23 protein-coding genes are annotated in these 20,764 nt (G+C 69.6%); 15 read left to right on the forward strand and 8 right to left on the reverse strand.

Annotated features, from left to right (window positions below; all coding sequences use genetic code 11):
- Positions 1-10 precede the first annotated feature (10 nt).
- On the forward strand, positions 11-1,036 hold the full coding sequence (gene purM / locus ACQPWU_RS56275) for a phosphoribosylformylglycinamidine cyclo-ligase (protein ID WP_433435304.1): 1,026 nt from the start codon (positions 11-13) through the stop codon (positions 1,034-1,036).
- 154 nt (positions 1,037-1,190) lie between these two features.
- Here purM and ACQPWU_RS56280 read toward each other — a convergent pair whose 3' ends face one another.
- Positions 1,191-1,421, reverse strand: a complete 231-nt coding sequence (locus ACQPWU_RS56280) for a DUF3073 domain-containing protein (RefSeq protein ID WP_433435305.1) — start codon at positions 1,419-1,421, stop codon at positions 1,191-1,193.
- 150 nt (positions 1,422-1,571) lie between these two features.
- A complete protein-coding gene (locus ACQPWU_RS56285) occupies positions 1,572-2,651 on the reverse strand; it encodes a Glu/Leu/Phe/Val family dehydrogenase (RefSeq protein ID WP_433435306.1) in 1,080 nt (359 codons plus the stop codon).
- Between the two features lie 107 nt (positions 2,652-2,758).
- On the opposite strand from ACQPWU_RS56285, the gene ACQPWU_RS56290 reads away from it, so the two are divergent.
- Positions 2,759-3,622: a hypothetical protein gene (locus ACQPWU_RS56290; RefSeq protein ID WP_433435307.1), complete on the forward strand. Its 864-nt coding sequence runs from the start codon at positions 2,759-2,761 to the stop codon at positions 3,620-3,622.
- Between the two features lie 322 nt (positions 3,623-3,944).
- Entirely contained in the window at positions 3,945-4,148 is a 204-nt protein-coding gene (gene bldC / locus ACQPWU_RS56295) for a developmental transcriptional regulator BldC (RefSeq protein WP_013133571.1), read from the forward strand.
- A 131-nt stretch (positions 4,149-4,279) separates the two neighbouring features.
- On the opposite strand, the gene ACQPWU_RS56300 is transcribed toward bldC, so the two are convergent.
- Positions 4,280-4,930 (reverse strand): TetR/AcrR family transcriptional regulator, encoded by a 651-nt coding sequence (locus ACQPWU_RS56300; RefSeq protein WP_433435308.1) that lies wholly within the window; start codon positions 4,928-4,930, stop codon positions 4,280-4,282.
- A gap of 155 nt (positions 4,931-5,085) precedes the next feature.
- Between ACQPWU_RS56300 and ACQPWU_RS56305 the strand changes: the two genes are divergently transcribed.
- From ACQPWU_RS56305 to ACQPWU_RS56320, 4 genes are all read left to right on the forward strand, one after another.
- The gene (locus ACQPWU_RS56305) at positions 5,086-6,135 is read left to right on the forward strand and encodes a LacI family DNA-binding transcriptional regulator (RefSeq protein ID WP_360684736.1); all 1,050 of its coding nucleotides are present in this window, start codon (positions 5,086-5,088) and stop codon (positions 6,133-6,135) included.
- Between the two features lie 120 nt (positions 6,136-6,255).
- Positions 6,256-6,504 carry a hypothetical protein gene (locus tag ACQPWU_RS56310; protein ID WP_433435309.1) on the forward strand — a complete coding sequence of 83 codons (249 nt, stop codon included), beginning with the start codon at positions 6,256-6,258 and terminating at the stop codon, positions 6,502-6,504.
- A gap of 92 nt (positions 6,505-6,596) precedes the next feature.
- Positions 6,597-7,409: an N-acetylmuramoyl-L-alanine amidase gene (locus tag ACQPWU_RS56315; protein WP_433435310.1), complete on the forward strand. Its 813-nt coding sequence runs from the start codon at positions 6,597-6,599 to the stop codon at positions 7,407-7,409.
- Complete coding sequence (locus ACQPWU_RS56320; RefSeq protein ID WP_433435311.1) at positions 7,406-8,998, forward strand: beta-N-acetylhexosaminidase; 1,593 nt, start codon at positions 7,406-7,408, stop codon at positions 8,996-8,998. Before ACQPWU_RS56315 ends, ACQPWU_RS56320 begins: the two co-directional genes overlap by 4 nt.
- A 1-nt stretch (position 8,999) precedes the next feature.
- Here the strand turns inward: ACQPWU_RS56320 and ACQPWU_RS56325 are convergent, their stop codons facing one another.
- The 3 genes from ACQPWU_RS56325 to ACQPWU_RS56335 are packed head-to-tail and all read right to left on the reverse strand — an operon-like array spanning position 9,000 to position 11,274.
- Positions 9,000-9,554, reverse strand: coding sequence for a GNAT family N-acetyltransferase (locus ACQPWU_RS56325; RefSeq protein ID WP_433435312.1), 555 nt, complete (start codon positions 9,552-9,554; stop codon positions 9,000-9,002).
- A gap of 10 nt (positions 9,555-9,564) precedes the next feature.
- The gene (locus ACQPWU_RS56330; RefSeq protein ID WP_433435313.1) at positions 9,565-10,617 is read right to left on the reverse strand and encodes a quinone-dependent dihydroorotate dehydrogenase; all 1,053 of its coding nucleotides are present in this window, start codon (positions 10,615-10,617) and stop codon (positions 9,565-9,567) included.
- A gap of 6 nt (positions 10,618-10,623) precedes the next feature.
- Positions 10,624-11,274: a response regulator gene (locus ACQPWU_RS56335; protein WP_433435314.1), complete on the reverse strand. Its 651-nt coding sequence runs from the start codon at positions 11,272-11,274 to the stop codon at positions 10,624-10,626.
- A gap of 19 nt (positions 11,275-11,293) precedes the next feature.
- Between ACQPWU_RS56335 and ACQPWU_RS56340 the strand changes: the two genes are divergently transcribed.
- Both ACQPWU_RS56340 and lpdA read left to right on the forward strand, forming a co-directional pair.
- Positions 11,294-11,668 carry a tautomerase family protein gene (locus ACQPWU_RS56340; protein WP_433435315.1) on the forward strand — a complete coding sequence of 125 codons (375 nt, stop codon included), beginning with the start codon at positions 11,294-11,296 and terminating at the stop codon, positions 11,666-11,668.
- A 20-nt stretch (positions 11,669-11,688) separates the two neighbouring features.
- On the forward strand, positions 11,689-13,068 hold the full coding sequence (gene lpdA, locus ACQPWU_RS56345; protein ID WP_433435316.1) for a dihydrolipoyl dehydrogenase: 1,380 nt from the start codon (positions 11,689-11,691) through the stop codon (positions 13,066-13,068).
- A gap of 33 nt (positions 13,069-13,101) precedes the next feature.
- Here lpdA and ACQPWU_RS56350 read toward each other — a convergent pair whose 3' ends face one another.
- A complete protein-coding gene (locus tag ACQPWU_RS56350) occupies positions 13,102-13,566 on the reverse strand; it encodes a DUF1772 domain-containing protein (RefSeq protein WP_433435317.1) in 465 nt (154 codons plus the stop codon).
- Positions 13,567-13,633: 67 nt separating this feature from the next.
- Between ACQPWU_RS56350 and ACQPWU_RS56355 the strand changes: the two genes are divergently transcribed.
- From ACQPWU_RS56355 to ACQPWU_RS56375, 5 genes are all read left to right on the forward strand, one after another.
- Positions 13,634-14,116: a hypothetical protein gene (locus tag ACQPWU_RS56355; RefSeq protein WP_433435318.1), complete on the forward strand. Its 483-nt coding sequence runs from the start codon at positions 13,634-13,636 to the stop codon at positions 14,114-14,116.
- A 33-nt stretch (positions 14,117-14,149) separates the two neighbouring features.
- Positions 14,150-15,595, forward strand: coding sequence for a hypothetical protein (locus ACQPWU_RS56360; protein WP_433435319.1), 1,446 nt, complete (start codon positions 14,150-14,152; stop codon positions 15,593-15,595).
- Between the two features lie 19 nt (positions 15,596-15,614).
- Positions 15,615-16,169, forward strand: a complete 555-nt coding sequence (locus ACQPWU_RS56365) for an exonuclease (protein ID WP_433435320.1) — start codon at positions 15,615-15,617, stop codon at positions 16,167-16,169.
- 105 nt (positions 16,170-16,274) lie between these two features.
- On the forward strand, positions 16,275-16,742 hold the full coding sequence (locus ACQPWU_RS56370) for a hypothetical protein (protein WP_433435321.1): 468 nt from the start codon (positions 16,275-16,277) through the stop codon (positions 16,740-16,742).
- A gap of 127 nt (positions 16,743-16,869) precedes the next feature.
- Positions 16,870-17,598: a hypothetical protein gene (locus ACQPWU_RS56375; RefSeq protein ID WP_433435322.1), complete on the forward strand. Its 729-nt coding sequence runs from the start codon at positions 16,870-16,872 to the stop codon at positions 17,596-17,598.
- Here the strand turns inward: ACQPWU_RS56375 and ACQPWU_RS56380 are convergent.
- Entirely contained in the window at positions 17,595-18,452 is an 858-nt protein-coding gene (locus tag ACQPWU_RS56380; RefSeq protein ID WP_433435323.1) for a fructosamine kinase family protein, read from the reverse strand. The two genes, ACQPWU_RS56375 and ACQPWU_RS56380, sit on opposite strands and share 4 nt — an antisense overlap.
- Positions 18,453-18,566: 114 nt before the next feature.
- On the opposite strand from ACQPWU_RS56380, the gene ACQPWU_RS56385 reads away from it, so the two are divergent.
- Positions 18,567-20,606 carry a cellulose binding domain-containing protein gene (locus tag ACQPWU_RS56385; protein ID WP_433435324.1) on the forward strand — a complete coding sequence of 680 codons (2,040 nt, stop codon included), beginning with the start codon at positions 18,567-18,569 and terminating at the stop codon, positions 20,604-20,606.
- Positions 20,607-20,764: the final 158 nt, after the last annotated feature.

The following is a 20,764-nucleotide window of genomic DNA, read 5'->3' on the forward strand; positions in this document are numbered from 1 at the left end:
AGGAGGCTGCGTGAGTACGTATGAGGCCGCCGGCGTCGACATCGCGGCGGGCGAGCGCGCCGTCGACCTGATGAAGGAGAAGGTGGCGCGCTCACGGCGGCCCGAGGTCGTCGATGACGCCAGCGGGTTCGCCGGGCTGTTCGACGCCTCGGCGCTGCTGCGCTACCGGCGGCCGCTGCTCGCCACCTCCACCGACGGCGTGGGCACCAAGGTCATGATCGCCCAGCAGTACGGCAAGCACGACACGATCGGCATCGACCTGGTCGGCATGGTCCTCGACGACCTGGTGGTCTGCGGGGCCGAGCCGCTGTTCATGACCGACTACATCGCCTGTGGCAAGGTGGTCCCCGAGCGCATCGCCGAGATCGTCGGCGGGGTCGCCGAGGGCTGCCGCCTGGCGGGGGCCGCGCTGGTGGGCGGCGAGACGGCCGAGCACCCCGGGGCGATGGGAGCGGACGAGTACGACCTGGCCGGGGCCGGCACGGGCGTCGTGGAGGCCGATTCCATGCTGGGGCCCTCGCGGGTCCAGGCGGGCGACGCGGTGCTGGGGCTGGCGTCCTCGGGCGTCCACTCGAACGGCTACTCGCTGGTGCGCCACGTGCTGCGCGAGGCCTCCCTCTCCCTTGACGCGGTGCTGCCCGAGCTGGGGCGGCCTCTGGGCGAGGAGCTGCTGGAGCCCACCCGGATCTACTCGCTCGACTGCCTGGAGCTGGCCAAGGCCGTCGACGTGCACGCCTACGCGCACATCACGGGCGGGGGCATCGAGAGCAATCTGTCGCGGTCGCTGCCGGGGCATCTGGACGCGGTGCTGGACCGGTCCTCGTGGACGCCGCCGGCCGTCTTCGGCGTGCTGGCCGGGCACGGCGGGATCGCGCAGGCGGACATGGACCGCACGTTCAACCTCGGGGTCGGGATGGCGGCCGTGGTGGCCGCCGACTCCGCGGACGAGGCCGTCCGGGTGCTCGCGGCCCGGGGAGTGGACGCCTGGGTGATGGGTGAGATCGTCCCTGGAGACGGGCAGGCGCACTACCGGTAGCGCGCTTTGAGCCCCCGGCCCGTTGGCGGGCGGGGGCTCAAAGCGTAAACAACGTCCACGTGACGAAGCCCCACGGTTGCCCGTGGGGCCCGACGAGCATGGGAAGATCCGACGCGGACCCGCGCCGGGGCCTTCGCCACATCAACCAGGACGGCTACCGACGGCCGGAAGGACGGCCATCATCGTCGTCGTCTCCGGCGCCATAGTCATCGGCGTAATCGGCATAGCGATCCGCCAGCTCATCGTTGAGGTCGTCGGCGTCGTCACTGCTGGAGTCTCCGACCCCGAGTTCGTCGCGAAGACGGTCAAGATCCGTGCCACCGCTGTTGTACTTCAGCTGGCGAGCAACCTTGACCTGCTTGGCCTTTGCTCGGCCGCGCCCCATTGGCTCGACCCCCTCGTGTGGGGTCGTCCCCGACCCCTCGTCGCTAACGCACCACACACTGACGCCGCTCACTTTGGGCGTCAGCCTATCGTTCGCCTATTACCGTACCTGTTTTGTGCCCAGCTCGGTACGTCGTATGGGCGCGGGGCGTCAGCGGCCCAGCCAAATGCCCCGAATACGCCCGACTTCCGACATTCTGCGCTCGGCTAGCCTATCCGCTGCGACGGCGGGAGGAACGCCCTCATCGGCCGCGATTCGGAAGATCTTCAGAGTCGTGTCATAGATCTGGGTCGCCTTCGACCTGGCTCGCTCCATGTCGAAGCCCTCGATCTCGTCCGCGACCTGGATCACTCCCCCGGCGTTGACGACGTAGTCGGGCGCGTACAGGATGCCCCGCTCGGCGAGTTGCTTGTCCACACCGGGATGGGCCAGCTGGTTGTTGGCCGCGCCGCAGACGATTTTGGCCCGGAGCCTGGCGACCGCGGCGTCGTCGAGAGCACCGCCCAGCGCACAGGGCGCGAACACATCGATGTCGGACCCGGTCAGCTCCACCGCGTCGGCCACCACGTCCACCTCCGGGCGACGCTGGCGCACCCGCTCGACCGCCTTGGGATCGACGTCGCAGATCACCACCTCGGCGCCGTCCTCGCGCAGGAGCTCGACCAGGCGGTGGCCCACCTTGCCGACCCCTTCGACGCCGACTCGCCTGCCGTGCAGCGACGGCGTGCCGTACACGCGCTCGGCCGAGGCCCGCATGCCCTGGAACACACCGAAGGCCGTGAGGATGGAGGAATCACCCGCCCCGCCATGCGCCCGGGTGCGGCCCGTCACGAAGCGGGACTCTCGGGCGATGACGTCCATGTCCTCGCTGTAGGTCCCCACGTCGCACGCCGTGATGTAGCGGCCGCCGAGCGACTGCACGAATCGCCCGTACGCGCGCAGCAGCGCCTCGCTCTTGTCGCGAGCCGGGTCGCCGATGATGACTGCCTTGCCGCCTCCCAGGTCGAGCCCGGCCAGCGCGTTCTTGTAGGCCATGCCCTTGGCGAGATTGAGCACGTCGGCCAGGGCCGCGCTCTCGCTCTCGTACGGGTAGAACCGCGTGCCCCCCAGGGCCGGGCCCAGCGCCGTGTTGTGGATGGCGATGATGGCACGCAGGCCGCTCTGCTCGTCGGCGCAGAACACGACCTGCTCGTGGACGTCCTTGTGGGACGAGCCGAAGACGTCGGTCACGGTGGTGACTCCCTGTCCGGTCCGCCGCGCCTTCGCGACGGAGATCGCCTCTCAGCGTAGTAAGCCTCAACGGTGCACGCAGGTTCGCTTCGTGACACGATGCCTCCGTGCTGCCCTATGCCGCCTACCTCCGCGTCTATGAGCCACTGACCGCGTTCGACGAGTCCGAGCGCAAGCTGTGGGCCGACTACGCCGACTCACGAGACCGCCCACGGCGCGCGAACGCGCTCAATGCGGAGCACGGCGAGTCGGTGATGCGCCTTCTCGGCATGCCCCCTCAACCCGTTCCCGCCCAGGAGAGCCCCAACGCCTATCTGAGGCGCGTTGAGGACCGGCTATACGTATGCCCTTGGCAAACCCGTCTGCGCTCGTGGCTGGCCTTCTCAAGGCTGCGTGGCACCACTCCCGTGAAGCTGATGGACCGTCTCGTGCCCAAGGCCATCGCCGACCAGACCGCGGACGACTTCGACCGGTTCAAGCGGCAGGCCGGTTCGTCCGCGTTGCGCACCCACATTCGCACCACGGCGTGGCATGTGCCGCCATCGTGGTTCGTGCCGTTTGATGGAAACGAGCGCTGGCTGGTGCTCGGCTCCTCCACACCTGGACAGGATGTGACGACCACTACCGGACGCAACCTCATCTATGTCACCTCCATGGCACAGGCGAGGAGGCGGACGGCTCGCGCGCTCGGCGTGATGCGCCGGCACCTGGGGGATGCCGCGGCCAACTTCGACGTGGAGGACATCGCCAGGTGGCTGGAGGAGTTCCACCCCCACTCCCTGGTCGAGCTCGACTACGGCGGGCTGGTCCACCTCATGGACGACGACGCGCTGCAGGCGGACCAGTCGGTCGCGGAGCTCGCGGCCGCTCTGACGGGCCTGGACACGGGTCAAGAAGAACTTGCCTACGCCATGTACCAGAGGGTGATCCTCCGGTGGAAGTCAATGCAACAGCTGGAATCTGCCAACTGAGGCCCAATACGACCGTCTGACCTGCATGAGTAGGTCACGTCTCGCGGCTGCTCTCTTCTGCGAACTGAGTAGTTTGCCGTTTTCACTGCGATACCACGAACCGTGTCGCTAGAATCACCGAGCGTGACATCCCCATGAGGGCGGGCAGTTGGGTCAAAGAAGGGCTCGCCAATCGCTCTGCGTGGCGGTATGGTCACATCGGGTGATGCCGCATATGGCTCAGAAAAGCCGCACGCTCTGTGCCATAGGGGGACATCCGTGACACGCGCAAAGGCAGTCACAGGATCGCTAAGCCGGTCCACACGGAGGAGAGGCCGCACAAATGTCAGCTCGTACACCCGAGGCCGAGCCACTGCTCACGCCCGCCGAGGTCGCGACCATGTTCAGGGTCGACCCCAAGACCGTTACGCGGTGGGCCAAGGCGGGTAAGTTGACGTCGATTCGCACCCTCGGCGGTCATCGGCGTTACCGGGAGACCGAGGTCCGGGCACTGCTCGCGGGCATTCCGCAGCAGCGCTCGGAGTAAGTGAGGGGTCGTCACGAACCTCAGGGGGGTTTGGTGAGCCAGGCCGACGGCCTGGTGCACCACTGTGACGACAACGTCGCATGGGAGACTTGGCGCCGCCCGCCCGGCGCCATTCTTCCCGCGAGGGATCTCTACGCCAGCCGCTCGAGCAGCCTGGCCACGTCGTCGTCGTGCGCGGCGGCCACGCCGAGCAGCGCGACCATGTGATCGACGAGCAGTTTCTCCAGCGTCGGTCGTTCTATGTCGCGGCGCTCGAGCCAGTCGAGGCCGGCCGTCTCCACGGAGGCGATCCACGACCGCAGGGTCATGCGGAGCACCGGGCTCGGCTCCTCGACGTTCATCTGCTTCTGGATGAGGCGGAAGAGGCGGAGGCGCACACCGTCGACGATCTCACCGATCTCGCCCGCCCTGTTGGCGGGTCCCCCACGCAGCAACGCGGCGAAACCGGTCGCGTGCTCCTCGACGAAATCGAAGTAACGCCTGAGCCCCGAGGCCAGCTCGTCGAGCGGCCTGCCGCCCTCTTGGGGGCGCAGCCGGGACTCCAACTGCTCCGCCGCGCTCTTCAGCGCGGCCACATAGAGCTCCTGTTTGCCCCCGAAGTAGTGGTAGACCAGGGCCCGCGAAGCACCTGCCGCGGAGGCGACGTCGTCGATCGAGACGTCTTCCGCGTCGCGGGTGCTGAACAGCTCGAGCGCGGCCGCCATGAGCTCCTCGCGACGCCGGTCGACGCTCAGCCTGCGCCGCGCCGGTCGTGCCGTCTCGGCTGACTTCCCGGGTGTCACACCTGCACAGTAGCCGACGCCATGCCGCCGGTTGACGTGTGGCTATCCGGTCAATATCGGCATCCCTGAGTCAATCAGTGACCGAGGCCGTACCCTGCGGCTAACTCGATCGTTTGGTCAGACAGGTGCCCATATCCGCATCGCGGGGGAGACACATGTCAGGACCGCCCGTCAACACTTCAACCATTACTGAGCTCAGAGAGGTAGACACGCTGCCTCGGCCCAGACCGACCATCCGCAACGTCGCCGAACGAGCCGGCGTCTCGAAATCGCTGGTCTCTCTCGTGCTGCGCGGCTCCCCGCACGTGAGCGAGCACCGGCGCCAGGCCGTGCTACAGGCCGCCCGCGAACTCGGCTACCGGCCGAACGCGGTCGCGCGAAGCCTGGTGGAAGGCCGTACGCATCTGGTGGGCGCGCTCGTCGCCGACCTGCACAATCCGTTCTACGCCGAGTTCCTCGACGGCCTGCAGGAGAGCCTGCACGGCGACGGGCTGCGCATGCTCATAGGGAACAGCCAGTGGGACCCGGCTTTCGAGGACGAGGCCGTGGAGGCCTTCCTCGAGCTCCGGGTGGACGGGCTGGTCCTCCTGGGCATCGCGCCGACCAGCGAGACGCTGATCGAGGCCACCGCCTACACCCCGACCGTCGTCGTAGGGGAACGTGACATCGAGCTCGACGGCGTCGACATCGTGGTCGACGACGACCAGCTCGGCGCTCGCCTGGCCATCGACCACCTGGTCGAGCTGGGCCACAAGCGCATCGCGCACATCGAGGGCCGCCGATCGTCGCGCTGCGAGGGCTACCTCGTGGCGATGCGCAGGCACTCGCTGGCGCCGTACATCATGGTCGAGGCCGCGGACTCGACCGAGGAGGGCGGCAGGGAGGCGGCGCTCGCGCTGCTGACCCGCGACCCCAGGCCTACGGCGATCTTCGCCGCCAATGACGTGGTAGCGCTCGGCGTGCTGTCAGCTGCGAGCGAACTGGGCCTGCGTGTCCCGCAAGACCTCTCGGTGGTCGGCTATGACAACACACACCTGTCGGCCTCCCATCACATCTCGCTCACCTCCGTCGACCAGCCTCGCCGCACCATGGGCAGGTCGGCGGCGGCGCTGCTGAGCGACCGGATCGGGGATCCCGCCAAGGTCTCGCGCCTGCGGGAGATCCGTCCCGAGCTGATCGTGCGACGTAGCACGGGTCCGGCTTAAAAGAGCCCCAAGGCTGGGTCAAGCCGCGCGGTGCCGTGGCCGCGCGGCTGTTTACTCGTCAGGGTCATGCTAATTGTGGCCGGATTCACTCCGGTCACGATCTGATCCGGGGGAACAGTCATGCGTGATCCGGAACTGGTGTCCTGCGCCCAGCGCGCTGCGGCCGAGCTCGAGCGCGCCTGGGGGCACTGGCGGGAGGGAAGGGGCCGGGGCAACGACGGCACCGCGGAGTCGGTCGCCAGCTACGTCGCCCACTCCCTCGACCACCCATGGGGCCGTCCCCGCGTCGTCCTCGGGCTCGACGCCGAGGACGCGCGGGAGCTGGCCGCCCTGCTGGAGCGGCAGGAGGTCGGCGAGCACGTCTGGTGAGGGCGCGGGCCCAGAGGACGCACGGCCCCCTCCACTCGCCGTAGTCGGCATAAGGCGGGCTTGAGCTCCAGGCTTGTCGTAAGTTGGATGCCATGCGTGCTCTGCAAGCCTCAGTACTCGCCGTTTGCGGCCTGATCGCCTCCGCGTGTGGCGGCACCGGCTCCGGTGGCGCCGCGGCAGGTCAGGCCGCTCCCGCGACCGTCGTGGAGCAGGCTCCAGCCAAACAGGCCCCGCCCAGCGCCAAGCCGCTCGAGGGCAAGGTCGTCGTGATCGACCCGGGCCACAACGGCGGCAACTACCGCGACCCGAAGGCCATCAACCGCAAGGTCAACGTGCTGACCCAGTGGAAGCCCTGCGACACGACGGGCACCGAGACCAACAGCGGTTACACCGAAGCCGCCTTCACGTGGGACGTCTCACAGCGGCTCGTCAAGATCCTCGAAGACCGCGGGGCCACGGTCAAGCTGACCAGGTCCGGCAACAACGGCGTCGGCCCCTGCATCACCCAGCGGGCCGCGATCGGCAACAAGGCCAAGGCCGCCGCGGCGATCTCCATCCACGGCGACGGGTCGGCCCCGGGCAACCACGGCTTCCACATCATCATGCCCAAGAAGATCAACGGCCCCGTTGACCCGGTCGTGGGCGCCTCCAGCAAGCTCGGGATCGCCGTACGCAACGCCTATGCCAAGGGCACCGGCGTCCCGTACTCCAACTACATCGGCCGCAACGCGCTCGACTACCGCAACGACCTCGGCGGGCTCAATCTGTCGACGGTGCCGAAGATCTTCATCGAGTGCGGCAACATGCGCAACGCCGGGGACGCGGCCAAGATGAAGGATCCGAAGTTCCGGCAGAGGGTCGCAGTGGCGCTGGCGAACGGATTGCAGCAGTATCTCAAGGCATGATCCCTCGCCCAGAGCTGCTCACCGAGCTTTCCGCTTCCTTCGAGCTGACCTCGGGCGCGACCGTGTCCGGCGACCTGGTCGACGCCGTACGCCTCGCGCTCCCCTGCCTCGACCTACGCCCCGGCGACTCGGGTGAGATCGACGTACGGCGGGATCCGGGGCTGGGCGAGGAGGCCTACCGGCTGACGACCGGCTCCCGGGGCGTGGAGATCGTGGCCGGCGGGCGTGCCGGAGCCTTCTACGCGGCGCAGTCGCTGCACCAGCTGCTGCCCGACGCCTCCTACCGCTTCTCCACCGGGGCCTCGTGGCTCGTGCCCGGGGTGCGGATCGAGGACGCGCCGCGGTTCGCCTGGCGCGGGCTGCACCTGGACGTGGCGCGGCATTTCTTTCCCAAGCGGGAGATACTCCGCCTGATCGACCTGATGGCGATGCACAAGCTCAACCGCCTCCATCTCCATCTGGTGGACGACCAGGGGTGGCGGGTGGAGAGCAGGGCGTACCCGCTGCTGCACGAGGTCTCCTCGCACCGCCCGCGCACGGCGACCAACTTCTGGCGTGAGCCGGAGACGTACGACGGGGTCCCGCACGGCGGCTACTACACGCTCGACGACCTGGCGGAGATCGGCGCCTACGCCCGCGCGCGGTGCGTCACGATCGTCCCCGAGATCGACGTGCCGGGGCACGCGTCGGCGATCCTGGCGGCCTACCCGGCGCTCGGGGCCACCGGGGAGCCGTACGACGTGCTCGACCGCTGGGGCATCTCCTCCGCGATCCTGTCGCCGCTGCCGCCGGTTGTCGAGTTCCTGACCACGATCTTCGACGAGCTGATCGGAGCGCTGGGGGAGACGCCCTACGTGCACATCGGCGGTGACGAGGTCGTGCTGGACCACTGGACCGAGTCGGCGGAGATCGCCGCGTACCGCGACTCGCTCGGGCTGGCCTCCGCCAACGACCTGCAGGCGTGGTTCCTGCGGCGGCTCGCGGACGAGCTGGCCGAGCGGGGCGCGCGGGCCGTGGTGTGGGACGAGGCGTTCGTCAGCGGCAGGCTGCGCGAGGACACCGTGGTCATGCCGTGGCGGGGCATGGGCGTGGGCCGCCGGGCCGCCGCGGCGGGGCACGACGTGGTGGCGACTCCGGTGTTCCCGCTGTACTTCGACTACGCGGAGGCGTCCTCCGCCGACGAGCCGATGGCCATCGGGGACGCGATCACCGTCTCCGACGTGGCCGCCTTCGACCCCGCACCCGCCTCGTGGACGGACCAGGAGCGTGCGCGGGTCCTGGGGGTGCAGGCGCAGCTCTGGACCGAGCGCGTGCCCGACGCCCGCACGGTGGACTACCGCCTGTGGCCGAGGGCCTGCGCCCTGGCGGAGGTGGCCTGGGCTGGATCGCCCTCGGACGGCTTCACGGGGCGGCTGGAGGAGCACCTGGGGCGGCTGGACGCGATCGGGGTGGAGTACCGGCCTCTCGCGGGGCCACACCCATGGCAGCGGCGGCGCCCGCACCGGCCGGGCGTGGTGAACGTCTCCGACGTGATGGGCCGCATCGACGCCATGACCCACGACGCGGAGTCGACCCGGCCGAGCGTGTGACTCAGGGGGCCGGGCGGTCGTTGAGTATGCGCTGGAAGAGGCGGTGGTCCTGCCACCTGCCGTCGATCGCGAGGTAGCGCTCGGCGGTGCCGTACGGCTCGAACCCGGCCTTGAGCAGCACGTTCTGTGAGGCCACGTTGTCGAGCAGGGTGCTCGCCGCGACCCTGTGCAGCCCCATCTCCTCGTCGGCGATGCGGCACACCTCCCGCACGGCCCCGGTGGCCAGGCCGCGGCCCGTGTAGCCGCCGTCCACCCAGTAGCCGAGATCGGCGCTCAGCCACGGGCCGCGGACGATGCCGCTGAGCGTCACGCGGCCCACGATCTCGTCGCCGTCGGCCAGCACCCACGGCATGGAGCGGCCCTGGGTCTGCTGCTCCAGCAGGTCCTTGAGCCGCAGGGCCTGTCCCTGCAAGGTGAAGAACTCCGCCGGTCTGCGGGGCTCCCACCGCTTCAGGTGGTCGCGGTTGCGGTTGTAGGCGTGCAGGAGGGCCTCGGCGTCCTGCACGGCGGCCAGGCGCAGGATGACGCCGTCCGAAAGGGGTACATCTTCGATCACCCGTCCTAGATTAGGCCGTACGACCTATGGCCTCCGTAATGGACTTCAGGCCGTGGCGGCGCACGCGCCTGGAGAGCTGGCGGTGGATGCGCGAGGCCCAGAGCGGGCCGCCGTAGATCCAGCCTGTGTAGCCCTGGACCAGGGTCGCCCCGGCCAGCAGGCGCTCCCAGACGTCGTCCACGTCCTCGACGCCGCCCACCGACACCAGCGTGAGGCGGTCGCCGACCTTGGCGCGCAGGCGCCTGAGCACCTCCAGCGAGCGGCCCTTGAGCGGGCGGCCCGACAGCCCGCCGGTCTCTCCACCATGCCTGATCGTGGTGTTGGTGGCGATGATCCCGTCAAGGCCCAGCTCCACCGCCAGGTCGGCGACCGCGTCAACGTCCTCGTCCGCGAGGTCGGGCGCGATCTTCACCAGCAGCGGCGTGCGACGGGGCGTGGCGTCAGCGACCTCCTTGACCGCGGTGAGCAGCGGCCGTAGCAGCGAGACGGCCTGGAGGTTCCGCAGACCCGGCGTGTTGGGCGAGCTGACGTTGACCACGAGGTAGTCGGCCAGCGGGGCGAGCTGCCTGGCACTGGCCACGTAGTCGGCCACGGCCCCAGCCTCGGGCACCACCTTGGTCTTGCCGATGTTCACCCCGACCACGACGGGGACGCCGCGGGCGCGGCGCAGCCTGCGGGCGGCGGCCGCGGCCCCGGAGTTGTTGAAGCCCATCCGGTTGATCAGCGCGCGCTCCCGCACCAGCCTGAACAGGCGGGGGCGCGGATTGCCCGGCTGGGCGTGCGCGGTGATCGTGCCGACCTCGACGTGGCCGAAGCCGAGCGCGGCGATGGCCTCGGCACACGCGGCGTCCTTGTCGAACCCGGCGGCCAGCCCGAGCGGGCCGGGGAAGTGCACGCCGAACGCGGTCACCCGCAGGGCCGGGTCGTGCGGGGCGAGCGCCCGGTGGAGCAGCCGCTTGAGCGCGGGCAGCCGGGCGAGGAGCGCGAAGGCGCTCACGGTGAGATGGTGCACGGCCTCGGCGTCGAAACGCCGCAAGACCTGCGTGAACACGAGGCGATACATCACGGGTCAGGCTACCAACCCGGCCTCGTGGGCGATGATCGCGGCTTGCACCCGGTTGCGTACGTCGAGACCGGTGAGGATGGCGCTCACGTACGCCTTCACCGTGCCTTCGACGATGTGCAGCTCGCGGGCGATCTCGGCGTTGGACATGCCCGCTCCGACCAGGGCGAGCACCTCGCGCTCGCGGTCGGTGAGCACCTCGATGCGGTCGCGGGCCCTGGCTCCCTTGGCCATCCTGCCGCCCCCGAGTTGCGCGATCACCCGCTGGGCGACCTTCGGCGACAGGTACGCGGCCCCCTCGGCCACCGCGTGGATCCCGGCGATCAGCTCGCGCGGGTCGCCCGACTTGAGCAGGAACCCGCTCGCCCCCACGTCGAGCGCCTTGGCGATGTAGTCGTCCTCCCCGAATGTGGTCAGCATCACCACGGCCGTCCGCGGCGCGACCCTGCGCAGCTCCACGGCCGCGGCCAGCCCGTCGAGCCTGGGCATGCGGATGTCGAGCAGCGCCACGTCGGGCCGGTGGCTGATGGCCAGGTCGACGGCCTGCCTGCCGTCGCCCGCCTCGGCCACCACCTCCAGCGACGGGTCGGACGCGAGTATCGCCCTGACCCCGGCGCGGATCATGGCCTCGTCGTCGGCCAGGAGTATGCGGATCACGACCTCTATATTGGCCGACATGGCACAGGTGAAGGTGTACGGGCGCAGGGACGTGTGGGCCGGACGGCAGCGGGAGATCTCCGATCTGGTGCAGTCGTGCCTGGTGAGCGCGTGGGGTCTGCCTCCGGAGAAGCGCTTCCACCGGTTCCTGCTGCTGGACGAGGACGACTTCGTCTGCCCGGGGCGTAGTGAGAATTACCTCATCATCGAGGTGATCTGCTTCACCGGGCGGAGCGACGACGCCAAACGGGCCCTGATCAGGGAGATCTACGACAAATTCGCCTATGACCCGAAGGACGTCGAGATCACCATCATCGAGATGCCCAAGACGAACTGGGGCATCCGCGGGGTGCCGGCCGACGAGCTCACCCTCTCGTACAAGGTCGATGTCTAGCTGACGGTATGGTCCGACTCATGAGCACTCACTATGACGTCGTCGTTCTCGGCGCGGGTCCGGGAGGGTATACGGCCGCGGTCCGCGCCGCCCAGCTCGGACTGCGCACCGCGGTCGTCGAGGAGAAGTACTGGGGTGGCGTCTGCCTGAACGTGGGCTGCATCCCGTCCAAGGCGCTGCTGCGCAACGCCGAACTGGCCCACATCTTCAACAACGAGGCCAAGACGTTCGGCATCAGCGGCCAGGTCAGCTTCGACTACGGGGCGGCCTTCCAGCGCAGCCGCAAGGTGGCCGACGGGCGGGTCAAGGGCGTTCACTACCTGATGAAGAAGAACGCCATCACGGAGTACGACGGTCGCGGCACGTTCCTGGACGCGAACACGATCCAGGTGAACGGCGAGACGATCACGTTCTCCAACTGCATCATCGCGGCGGGGGCGACCACTCGTCTGATCCCCGGCACGCAGCTGTCCGACCGCGTGGTGACGTACGAGGAGCAGATCCTCACCGAGGAGCTGCCGGGCAGCATCATCATCGCGGGCGCCGGCGCGATCGGGGTGGAGTTCGCGTACGTGCTGCACAACTACGGCGTCAAGGTGACGATCGTGGAGTTCCTCGACCGGGTCGTGCCGCTGGAGGACGAGGAGGTGTCGGCCGAGCTGGCCAAGCGTTACAAGCGGCTCGGCATCGAGGTGCTGACCTCGACCCGCGTGGACGCCATCGAGGACAGCGGTGCCTCCGTCAAGGTCACCGTCACCAGGGGCGACCAGACGCAGGTGCTCGAGGCCGACAAGGTGCTGCAGGCCATCGGGTTCCAGCCGCGCGTCGACGGCTACGGCCTGGAGAAGACGGGCGTGGCCCTGACCGACCGGGGCGCCATCGCGGTGGACGGGCGCTGCCGTACGAACGTGCCGCACATCTTCGCCATCGGCGACGTCACCGCCAAGCTGATGCTGGCGCACGCCGCGGAGTCCATGGGCATCATCGCCGCCGAGACGATCGCCGACGCGGAGACCATGGAGCTCGACTACGTGATGATCCCGCGGGCGACGTACTGCCAGCCGCAGGTCGCCAGCTTCGGCTACACCGAGGCGCAGGCGCGTGACCTGGGCTATGACGTGAAGGTGGCGAAGTTCCCGTTCACGGCGAACGGCAAGGCGCACGGGCTGGGCGACACGGCCGGGTTCGTCAAGATCATCAGCGACGACACGCACGGCGAGCTGCTCGGCGCCCACCTGATCGGGCCCGAGGTCACCGAGCTGCTGCCGGAGCTGACGCTGGCCCAGCAGTGGGACCTGACGGTGCACGAGGTCGCGCGCAACGTCCACGCGCACCCCACGCTCGGCGAGGCGGTCAAGGAGGCGATCCACGGCCTCGCCGGCCACATGATCAACATGTGACCCTTGGTGATCGGTACGGTGCGACCGTACCGGTCACTTCCAGAGGTAGAGCGCCGCGCCCAGGAGGGCCACGGCGAGCGCGCAGGCCCAGCCGCGCAGGCTGTTCCAGCGGGTCCAGCGGGGCGAGTAGCCCGGCCAGTCCACGCTGCCCGCGTCGAGCGCGTTGTTCAGCGGCACGTTGACCACGGCCGTCACCACGATCGAGCCGAGGAAGCCGGCCACCGCGGCCGCGATGGCCAGGACGCCCGGCAGGCCGGCCCCGGCCAGCAGCAGCAGGACCCCGGCGACCAGCGCGACGACCGGCGACAGCGTGAACGTGGGCAGGAACCGTGGGTTGAGGATCTTCCTGTTGACACTGCGCATGGCGTCGGCCGCATGGTCCTTGTCGATGGCGTCGAGGGCCGGCGTCACCGCCGTCGAGAACGCGAAGTAGAGGCCGGCCATCAGGCCGTTGAGCACGAGGGCGAGGATCGCCGCTACGGCCGCGAGTACGTCCATGCGGCAATGATCCTCCCCGGGTGGCCTCTTTTCCACGGGAGGCTCCCGCCTCCGCGAAGTGGAGGCCATGAACACGCGAGGCAGCGCCGTCGCCTGGACTGAGGAGCGCAGGGAGCGTAGCGACCAGAGCGACGAGGGAAGGCGGCGGCTCCCCGGCGACCGAGCCCGCCTCCGCGAAGTGGAGGCCATGAACACGCGAGGCAGCGCCGTCGCCTGGACTGAGGAGCGCAGGGAGCGTAGCGACCAGAGCGACGAGGGAAGGCGGCGGCTCCCCGGCGACCGAGCCCGCCTCCGCGAAGTGGAGGCCATGAACACGCGAGGCAGCGCCGTCGCCTGGACTGAGGAGCGCAGGGAGCGTAGCGACCAGAGCGACGAGGGAAGGCGGCGGCTCCCCGGCGACCGAGCCCGCCTCCGCGAAGTGGAGGCCATGAACACGCGAGGCAGCGCCGTCGCCTGGACTGAGGAGCGCAGGGAGCGTAGCGACCAGAGCGACGAGGGAAGGCGGCGGCTCCCCGGCGACCGAGCCGCCTCCGCGAAGTGGAGGCCATGAACACTGTCGGCGGCGGTTGCTAGCGTGCCGGGCATGCTGGAGATCGGGGACGTCATAGTCATGCCGCTGCCGCTCGGCGGCTTCGGCGCGTGCCAGGTGACGGATACGGACGCCGAGCTGACGGTGTGCGTGCTCGACTGGCACTCCAAAGGGATGCCCGCGCTCGACGACCTGCGCGGGGCAGGCCCGCTGGTCGTCGATCACCACAGCTGGGAGGGCGTCCCCAAGATCCTGTCCGTCGACGCGTCCGAGCCGCTGCCGGCCGGTTTCGTCCGGCTCGGGTGGCTGCCGGTGGAGCCCGGCATGCCGCGCTCGACCAACTCGTACGGCGCGTGGCCGGGCCTGGGCATCCAGGTGGTCCTCCAGCGCCAGTGGGACCTGCACGTGCCCGCCGAGGCGAAAGCGGCCTACAAGGCCGCCAAACCCGGGCAGGTCGAGGCCGATTTCGGCGTCCGGCGGATGCGCAGGCCCGCCATGGTGTCCGCGCTCGACCTGCGGGAGCTCCAGGGCGAGGTCCGCTGGGCCGGGCTGGACGCGCTGCCCCGGGTGACGGCGCTGACCTGGGCCGGGTCCGACCGCGGCCTCGCCGCCGCGCTCGAGGCCCGGCCGATCATCACCGGCCTGCACTGGTTGGACCCTCCGGACGAGGTCGATCTGGGCGGGACGCACCTCCACGGTCTGACGTTCGCCGGTGCCGGTCCGCGCCGGCTCGCTCTGCCGCCCTTCCTGACGAGCCTGTCCCTCAGCCCGGACGGGCCGCCGCCGGAGACCGTCACGGCGGCCGGCGACGGGCGATGGATCCGCCTGACGACCCGCTCCGGCGTCCCCGCCGGGTTACGCGGGGTGCGCGACGTGGCGATGGAGGTGGCGGGCGATCTGCCGCTCGCGACGCTGGGCGGGCTCGCCGACCTGGAGTCGCTGCGCGTGCAGTGGCTCGGCCCGTACGGCGGGCTCGTCGGAGAGGCCGCCCTCCCGAGCCTGCACACGCTGCAGTTGATCGACGCGTACGGGGTCGAGGCGCCGATGTTGCCCCCGCCCGGCGGGCCACTCCGGCACCTCAGCGTCGCCTCGCTCAGGAGCAGCCAGAGCAGACCGATCAAGGAGCGTTACCGGGGCTCGGAGGTCCGGGTCCGGCTGCGTGGGGCCAAGTCGGACAAGTGGCTGGCGGCCAACATCGACAACCCGCTGCGCGACTGGGTGGACGACGATCGGCGGGCGGGGGCGGCGGCGTGCCGGGCGTACGCGGCCGCCGCGCAGGCCATCGGGCTGTTGAGCCCCGACGATCCCGGTGCGGTGGCGGACGCCAGGGAGGTGCTCAGGGAGTTCGTCGAGACACTCAACGCCCTCGACGAGCGCCACGGGTTGATCGACACGTTGCGCCGGGAGGAGGCGGGCGACGCGTTCATGGGGCTGGCGGAGCGGGCGGGCGTGCCGGCGGGCGAGGCGGGGTCCTGGTTCGACGAGTGGCGCGTCTTCTGAAGGGGCTAGCCTTTCAGCCGTGTCTCGACTTCCTGAGCTGTACGTCGCCGTCGATGTGGAGGCCGACGGGCCGATCCCGGGCCCGTACAGCATGATCTCCCTCGGTATGGCCGTGGCCGGGCGGGCGGAGCTGACGTTCTACACGGAGCTGCGGCCGATCTCCGACGACTTCGTGCCCGCGGCGCTGGCCGTCTCGGGGCTGGACCGCGACCGGCTCCTGCGCGAGGCACCCGCCCCCGAGGAGGCCATGGCGGCGGCCGCCCGCTGGGTCAACGGCCTGCGCGAGATCGGGCGTCCCGTGTTCCTCGCCGCGCCCGCGGTGTGGGACGGGATGTTCGTGCACTGGTACTTCATGCGGTTCACCGGCAAGAGCCCGTTCGGGGCGACCGGCTCGGGCGTGGATCTGCGGAGCTACTGGATGGGGCGGACCGGCTGCGAGTGGGTCGAGACGCGCAAAGGGGCCATCAAGCATCAGCTGGAGCTCGAAGGGGTGCCGCACACGCATCATGCCGGGGAGGACGCGGCGGAGCTGGCGCAGGTGTTCGAGGCGGCTCTCCGCCAGCCGCGGGGTTGAGCGGTTTTTTCACGAGATCTTCAGGTTTCGCACAGGAACCTCTGAGGGAGCCCGGAGAGCTTGGAGGCGACCGGAGAGCCTCTTGTACCCGGATGGTGATCCCACATGACCTCGACCTCACCGGCACTGGCTGCCCGCCCCGCCCTGGTGCGCCTCGGACTCCTGGGGCTCGTCGCGATCGGCATCCTGGGCGCCGCCCTCGAGCTCGCCTTCGAACGCCACTGGCAGAGCCCGGTCCAGCTGATCCCGTGGGCGGCCCTGGCGCTGCTCGGGCTCGCGCTCGTGCTGCTCGCCCTGCGTGACTCCCCTCGGACGACCACCGTGGTACGCGTGATCGCGCTGGCCGTCCTGCTCGCGTCCGCGTACGGCGTCTTCATGCACGTGTCCGTCAACCACGGCGCGGGCGCGGCCGATCTCTCGTGGGACGCCCTCTCCCCGCTCACCCAATGGTGGTACGCGCTCACCAAGTCGGTCGGCCAGGCGCCACCGCTCGCGCCCGGCATGCTCGCCCAGAGCGCGCTCCTGCTCACGCTGGCCACGCTGACGTCCCGTCACCGCATGAACGACCGCTGAACGCGCTTTGCCGAAATTCGGAACCTTTCCCGTATTTTCCGCGTCACACCCAAACAGGCGACCTGTGACATGTGAGGCCGGTGAGGTTCGAATGGCGTTAAGTCGTATATTCATCGCGGCAGTCGCGATGACCACTACTGTGCTCAGCCCTGCCGCGGCCGAAGCGGAGCCCCAGCCGGCCACTCCGGCGGTCACCGCGTCCGCTCCCGTCGTCACCCGACCGGCCGCGGTCGAGAAGGAGCCCGAGTGCCTTCGGATCAAGGGCGCGGAGGCGTGCGTGGGGCCCGACGGGAGCGATCGGCCCGGGGTCACGATCGAGGACACGGCCAACGACAACCTCCATCCCGCCGTCGAGTACTACCTCAACGGCTACCTCGGCACCAAGTACGTCATCCACAACCTGGGACGGAAGGGTGAGGTCCGAGGCAACCGGGAGATCGGAAAAATCGTGACCTTCCGGGCGGCGCTCTACGAGGGGAATCATCGGGTCAAGTTCGGGCGGTGGAAAACCGTACGCGATATGACGAAATATCCAGTAAAGCGGGAAACGCGGGTGACGCCCACCGAGGCCCGGGCCCGAGCCAAGACCTGCACGTCGACCAAGGGCGCCGCGACCGTGTGCTTCGGCGAGCAGAACACGTTCGTCTTCGCCTGCGACACGGGCGCCGACACGTACCAGGCCCGCGCCCAGTACTTCGTCGCCGGAGACCCGACCGCGCGTTTCGAGATCCACCAGCTGGCCGGGGTGAATACCTGCGGCAAGGCCGAGCACGGTGACCTGGCCGTCAGCATGTACCGTGCCTCGGTGTACAACCACAACCGGCGGGTCGCCACCAGGCTCTACAAGTACAACTAGGCGAAGGGCCTGATGATCTCGCGCACCTCCGCGGCGCACTCCCGGGCGTAGTCGTCGTGGGCGATGCTGCTCAGCAGCTCGCGCAGGTGGAACACCGGCATGCGGTCCCGCCAGCCGTCGGCCAGGCCCGCCGCGTCCGCGTACACCTCGAAGAACCGGTCCGAGGCGGGCGGGCGCGGCGAGCACCAGAGCATGCTGAGGTCGGCCTCCGCCCAGCTGTAGGAGACGGCCGGATCGACCAGCGCCGGGCCTCCGGCCAAGCCGGAGAGGATGTTCCCGCACCACAGATCACCGTGCGTCAGCACCGGTGGCTGTGGCGGGAGCAACTCGGGCAGGGCGGCGCAGAGGCGTTCGAGCGCTCGGCGCTCCTCGCGGTCGAACGCCGCCTCCACCAGCGGCTCCGGCAGCCAGCGCAGGATCCTGCGCTGGGCGAAGAAGGCGTGCCCGTCCTCGTCCCAGGTGTTGTCCTGGCGCAGGCGCCCCAGCCAGCCGTCCCGGTGCCAGCCGAACCGGTCGGCCTTGACTGTGTGGAGGGTGGCGACGGCGCGGGCCAGCGCCTCCCAGAAGCGCTCGTCGTCGCCGCGGCGTGGCGGTAAGGGTTCGAGTACGAGCAGATCGGCGGTGGCCGCCAGCACCTCGGGGGTGGTGACGCCGCCCAGCTCGCGCAGCGCCCGCAGCCCTTCGGCCTCGACCTCGAACAGGTCCTGTACGGGCGTGCGCAGGGTCTTCGCGAACACGCGCGAGCCGTCGCGCAGAGTCGCCAGGCCCGCCAGCGCCACCACTCCCCCGCCGGCCATTTCCGCGGACACGGCGTCGAACCCGGCTTCGCGCAGCCGTACAAGTAGAAGATCCACGTCTGAAAGTTTCACCGTTGTTTGACGGGTCTGGCCACACCCCCTCAGGATCATGGTGCCTCCCGGTCAGGAGGAGGCGTCGAGTGAATACCGCTGACCAGGCGAGGTACGCCGATGCCCAAAACGTTGTTACGAGCCGCGTCCGCCTTCCTGCTGACGCTTACCGCATTGAACGCCCCAGCGGCGTACGCCGACGACGTCACCCCTGTAGCGGTGACCGTCAACGCGCGCGCCGCGCTGTCCACCGTCCCCGAAACCGGCATCGGTTCCAACCATGCGATCTGGGACACCAACCTGGGCACTGACGAGACCGCCGACCGGCTCAAGGACGCGGGCGTGAAAATGCTGCGTTATCCGGGCGGCTCCTACTCCGACATCTATCACTGGGCCGACCACACCGCCCCAGGCGGCTACGTGGCTCCCAACACCGACTTCGACACCTTCATGCGCGGCGTGCGGCGCACCGGAGCGCAGGCGATGGTGACCGCCAACTACGGCACCGGCACCCCCGAGGAGGCCGCGGCCTGGGTGCGCCAGGCCAACGTCACCAAGGGCTACGGCGTCAAGTACTGGGAGATCGGCAACGAGAACTACGGCAACGGCCACTACGGCTCCGCCTGGGAGGCGGACGACCACGCCGACAAGAGCCCGGCCGAGTATGCCCGCAACGTCGTGGCCTACGCGGACGCCATGAAGGCGGTCGACCCGACCATCAAGATCGGCGCGGTGCTGACCACGGCCGCCAACTGGCCCGACGCCATCGTCGCCGATGGCGACAGCGGCACCTGGAACAAGGTCGTCCTGTCGATCGCCGGCCCGAAGATCGACTACGTGATCGTCCACTGGTATCCGGGCGCCTTGGACAAGGCCGGACACGTGCCCGACACGATCCAGCTCACCCGCCAGCAGATCGCGAAGTACGCGGGGCCCGGCTCCGAGCGGATCGGCATCGCCATGACCGAGTTCAACACCGGGTCGAGCAGCAACGGCACGAACACCCAGCCCGGCGCGCTGGCCGCCGCCGACTCCTACGCGACGCTGCTGGCGAACGGGGTGTTCACGGTCGACTGGTGGAACGTGCACAACGGCATCGGCAACGTCACGCAGGTCGAGGGGCACACCGACTACGGCGACTTCGGCCTGCTGTCCAGCGGGGTCTGCACGTCCGACGGCAGCGTCTGCGAGCCGGCGCTCAACACGCCCTTCGCGCCGTACTACGCGCTCCAGATGGTGAGCAAGTTCGCCCGGCCGGGCGACCAGTTCATCCGGGCCGCGACCGACCAGGCGAAGGTCAGCGCGCACGCCGCCCGCCGGCCCAACGGCGACCTGGCGGTCATGCTGATCAACACCTCGTCGGACACGTCGTACCCCGTCGCGATCGACTACTCGGGCTACACCCCTGCCTCCGGGGCGCCCACCGTACTGACCTACACCAACGGGGCCACCACCATCACCACCTCGAGCACCGGCAGCGCGGCGAGCCAGACCCTGCCGCCGCTCTCCCTGACCACGCTCATCCTGCACCCCGCCACAGCTCAGACCGGCCGACCGGGCGCGCCGGGACAGCCCACGGCCTCTCAGGTGACGGACAAGGCCGCCACGATCTCCTGGCCCGCCGCCGCTCCCGGCTCACGCCCGATCGTCAAGTACGAGCTCTACCGTCAGAACGGAGCCATCAGCGAGCAGCTCGGCGAGACCTCCGGGACCTCGTTCACGGTCAACAACCTCAAGCCGGGCACCCGCTACACGCTCAACGTGATCGCACGGGACAGCGGCGGCGGCCTCTCCTGGGCCTCACCGCCGCTGACCTTCACCACCGGCACGCCGGCGTCCAGCTCCTGCTCGGTGCGGTTCACCGTCCAGACCGACTGGGCCAGCGGCTACGTCGGCGGCATCGACATCACCAACAACGGCGCCCCGATCAACGGCTGGACCCTGAACTTCAGCTGGCCCAGGACGTGGCAGAGCCTTGGCAGCGGCTGGAGCGCCGTCTGGACGCAGAACGGGCCGGACGTCAAGGCCGTCAACGAGTCCGGCAACGGCTCCCTCGCCACGGGGGCGTCCACCACGATCGGCTTCGTCGGCAACTACAGCGGTCCGAACGTCCTGCCCGCCGTCTTCACTCTCAACGGCACCGTCTGCACGACCCAGTAACCGCGCGCCGCCCGGGGGCCATGCCCCTGGGCGGCCGATGCACGCGGGCGCGACTACATCTCGTGCAAGAAGGGCGACCTCCACGGGGAGAATTGCCGGGGCTAAAAGGCGCTCAGCGAAGAACGCGCACTTCATCAAGGCGTGCCGAAGCGGATATG

It is taken from the genome of Nonomuraea sp. CA-141351 (assembly GCF_050944675.1).
GTDB lineage: Bacteria > Actinomycetota > Actinomycetes > Streptosporangiales > Streptosporangiaceae > Nonomuraea.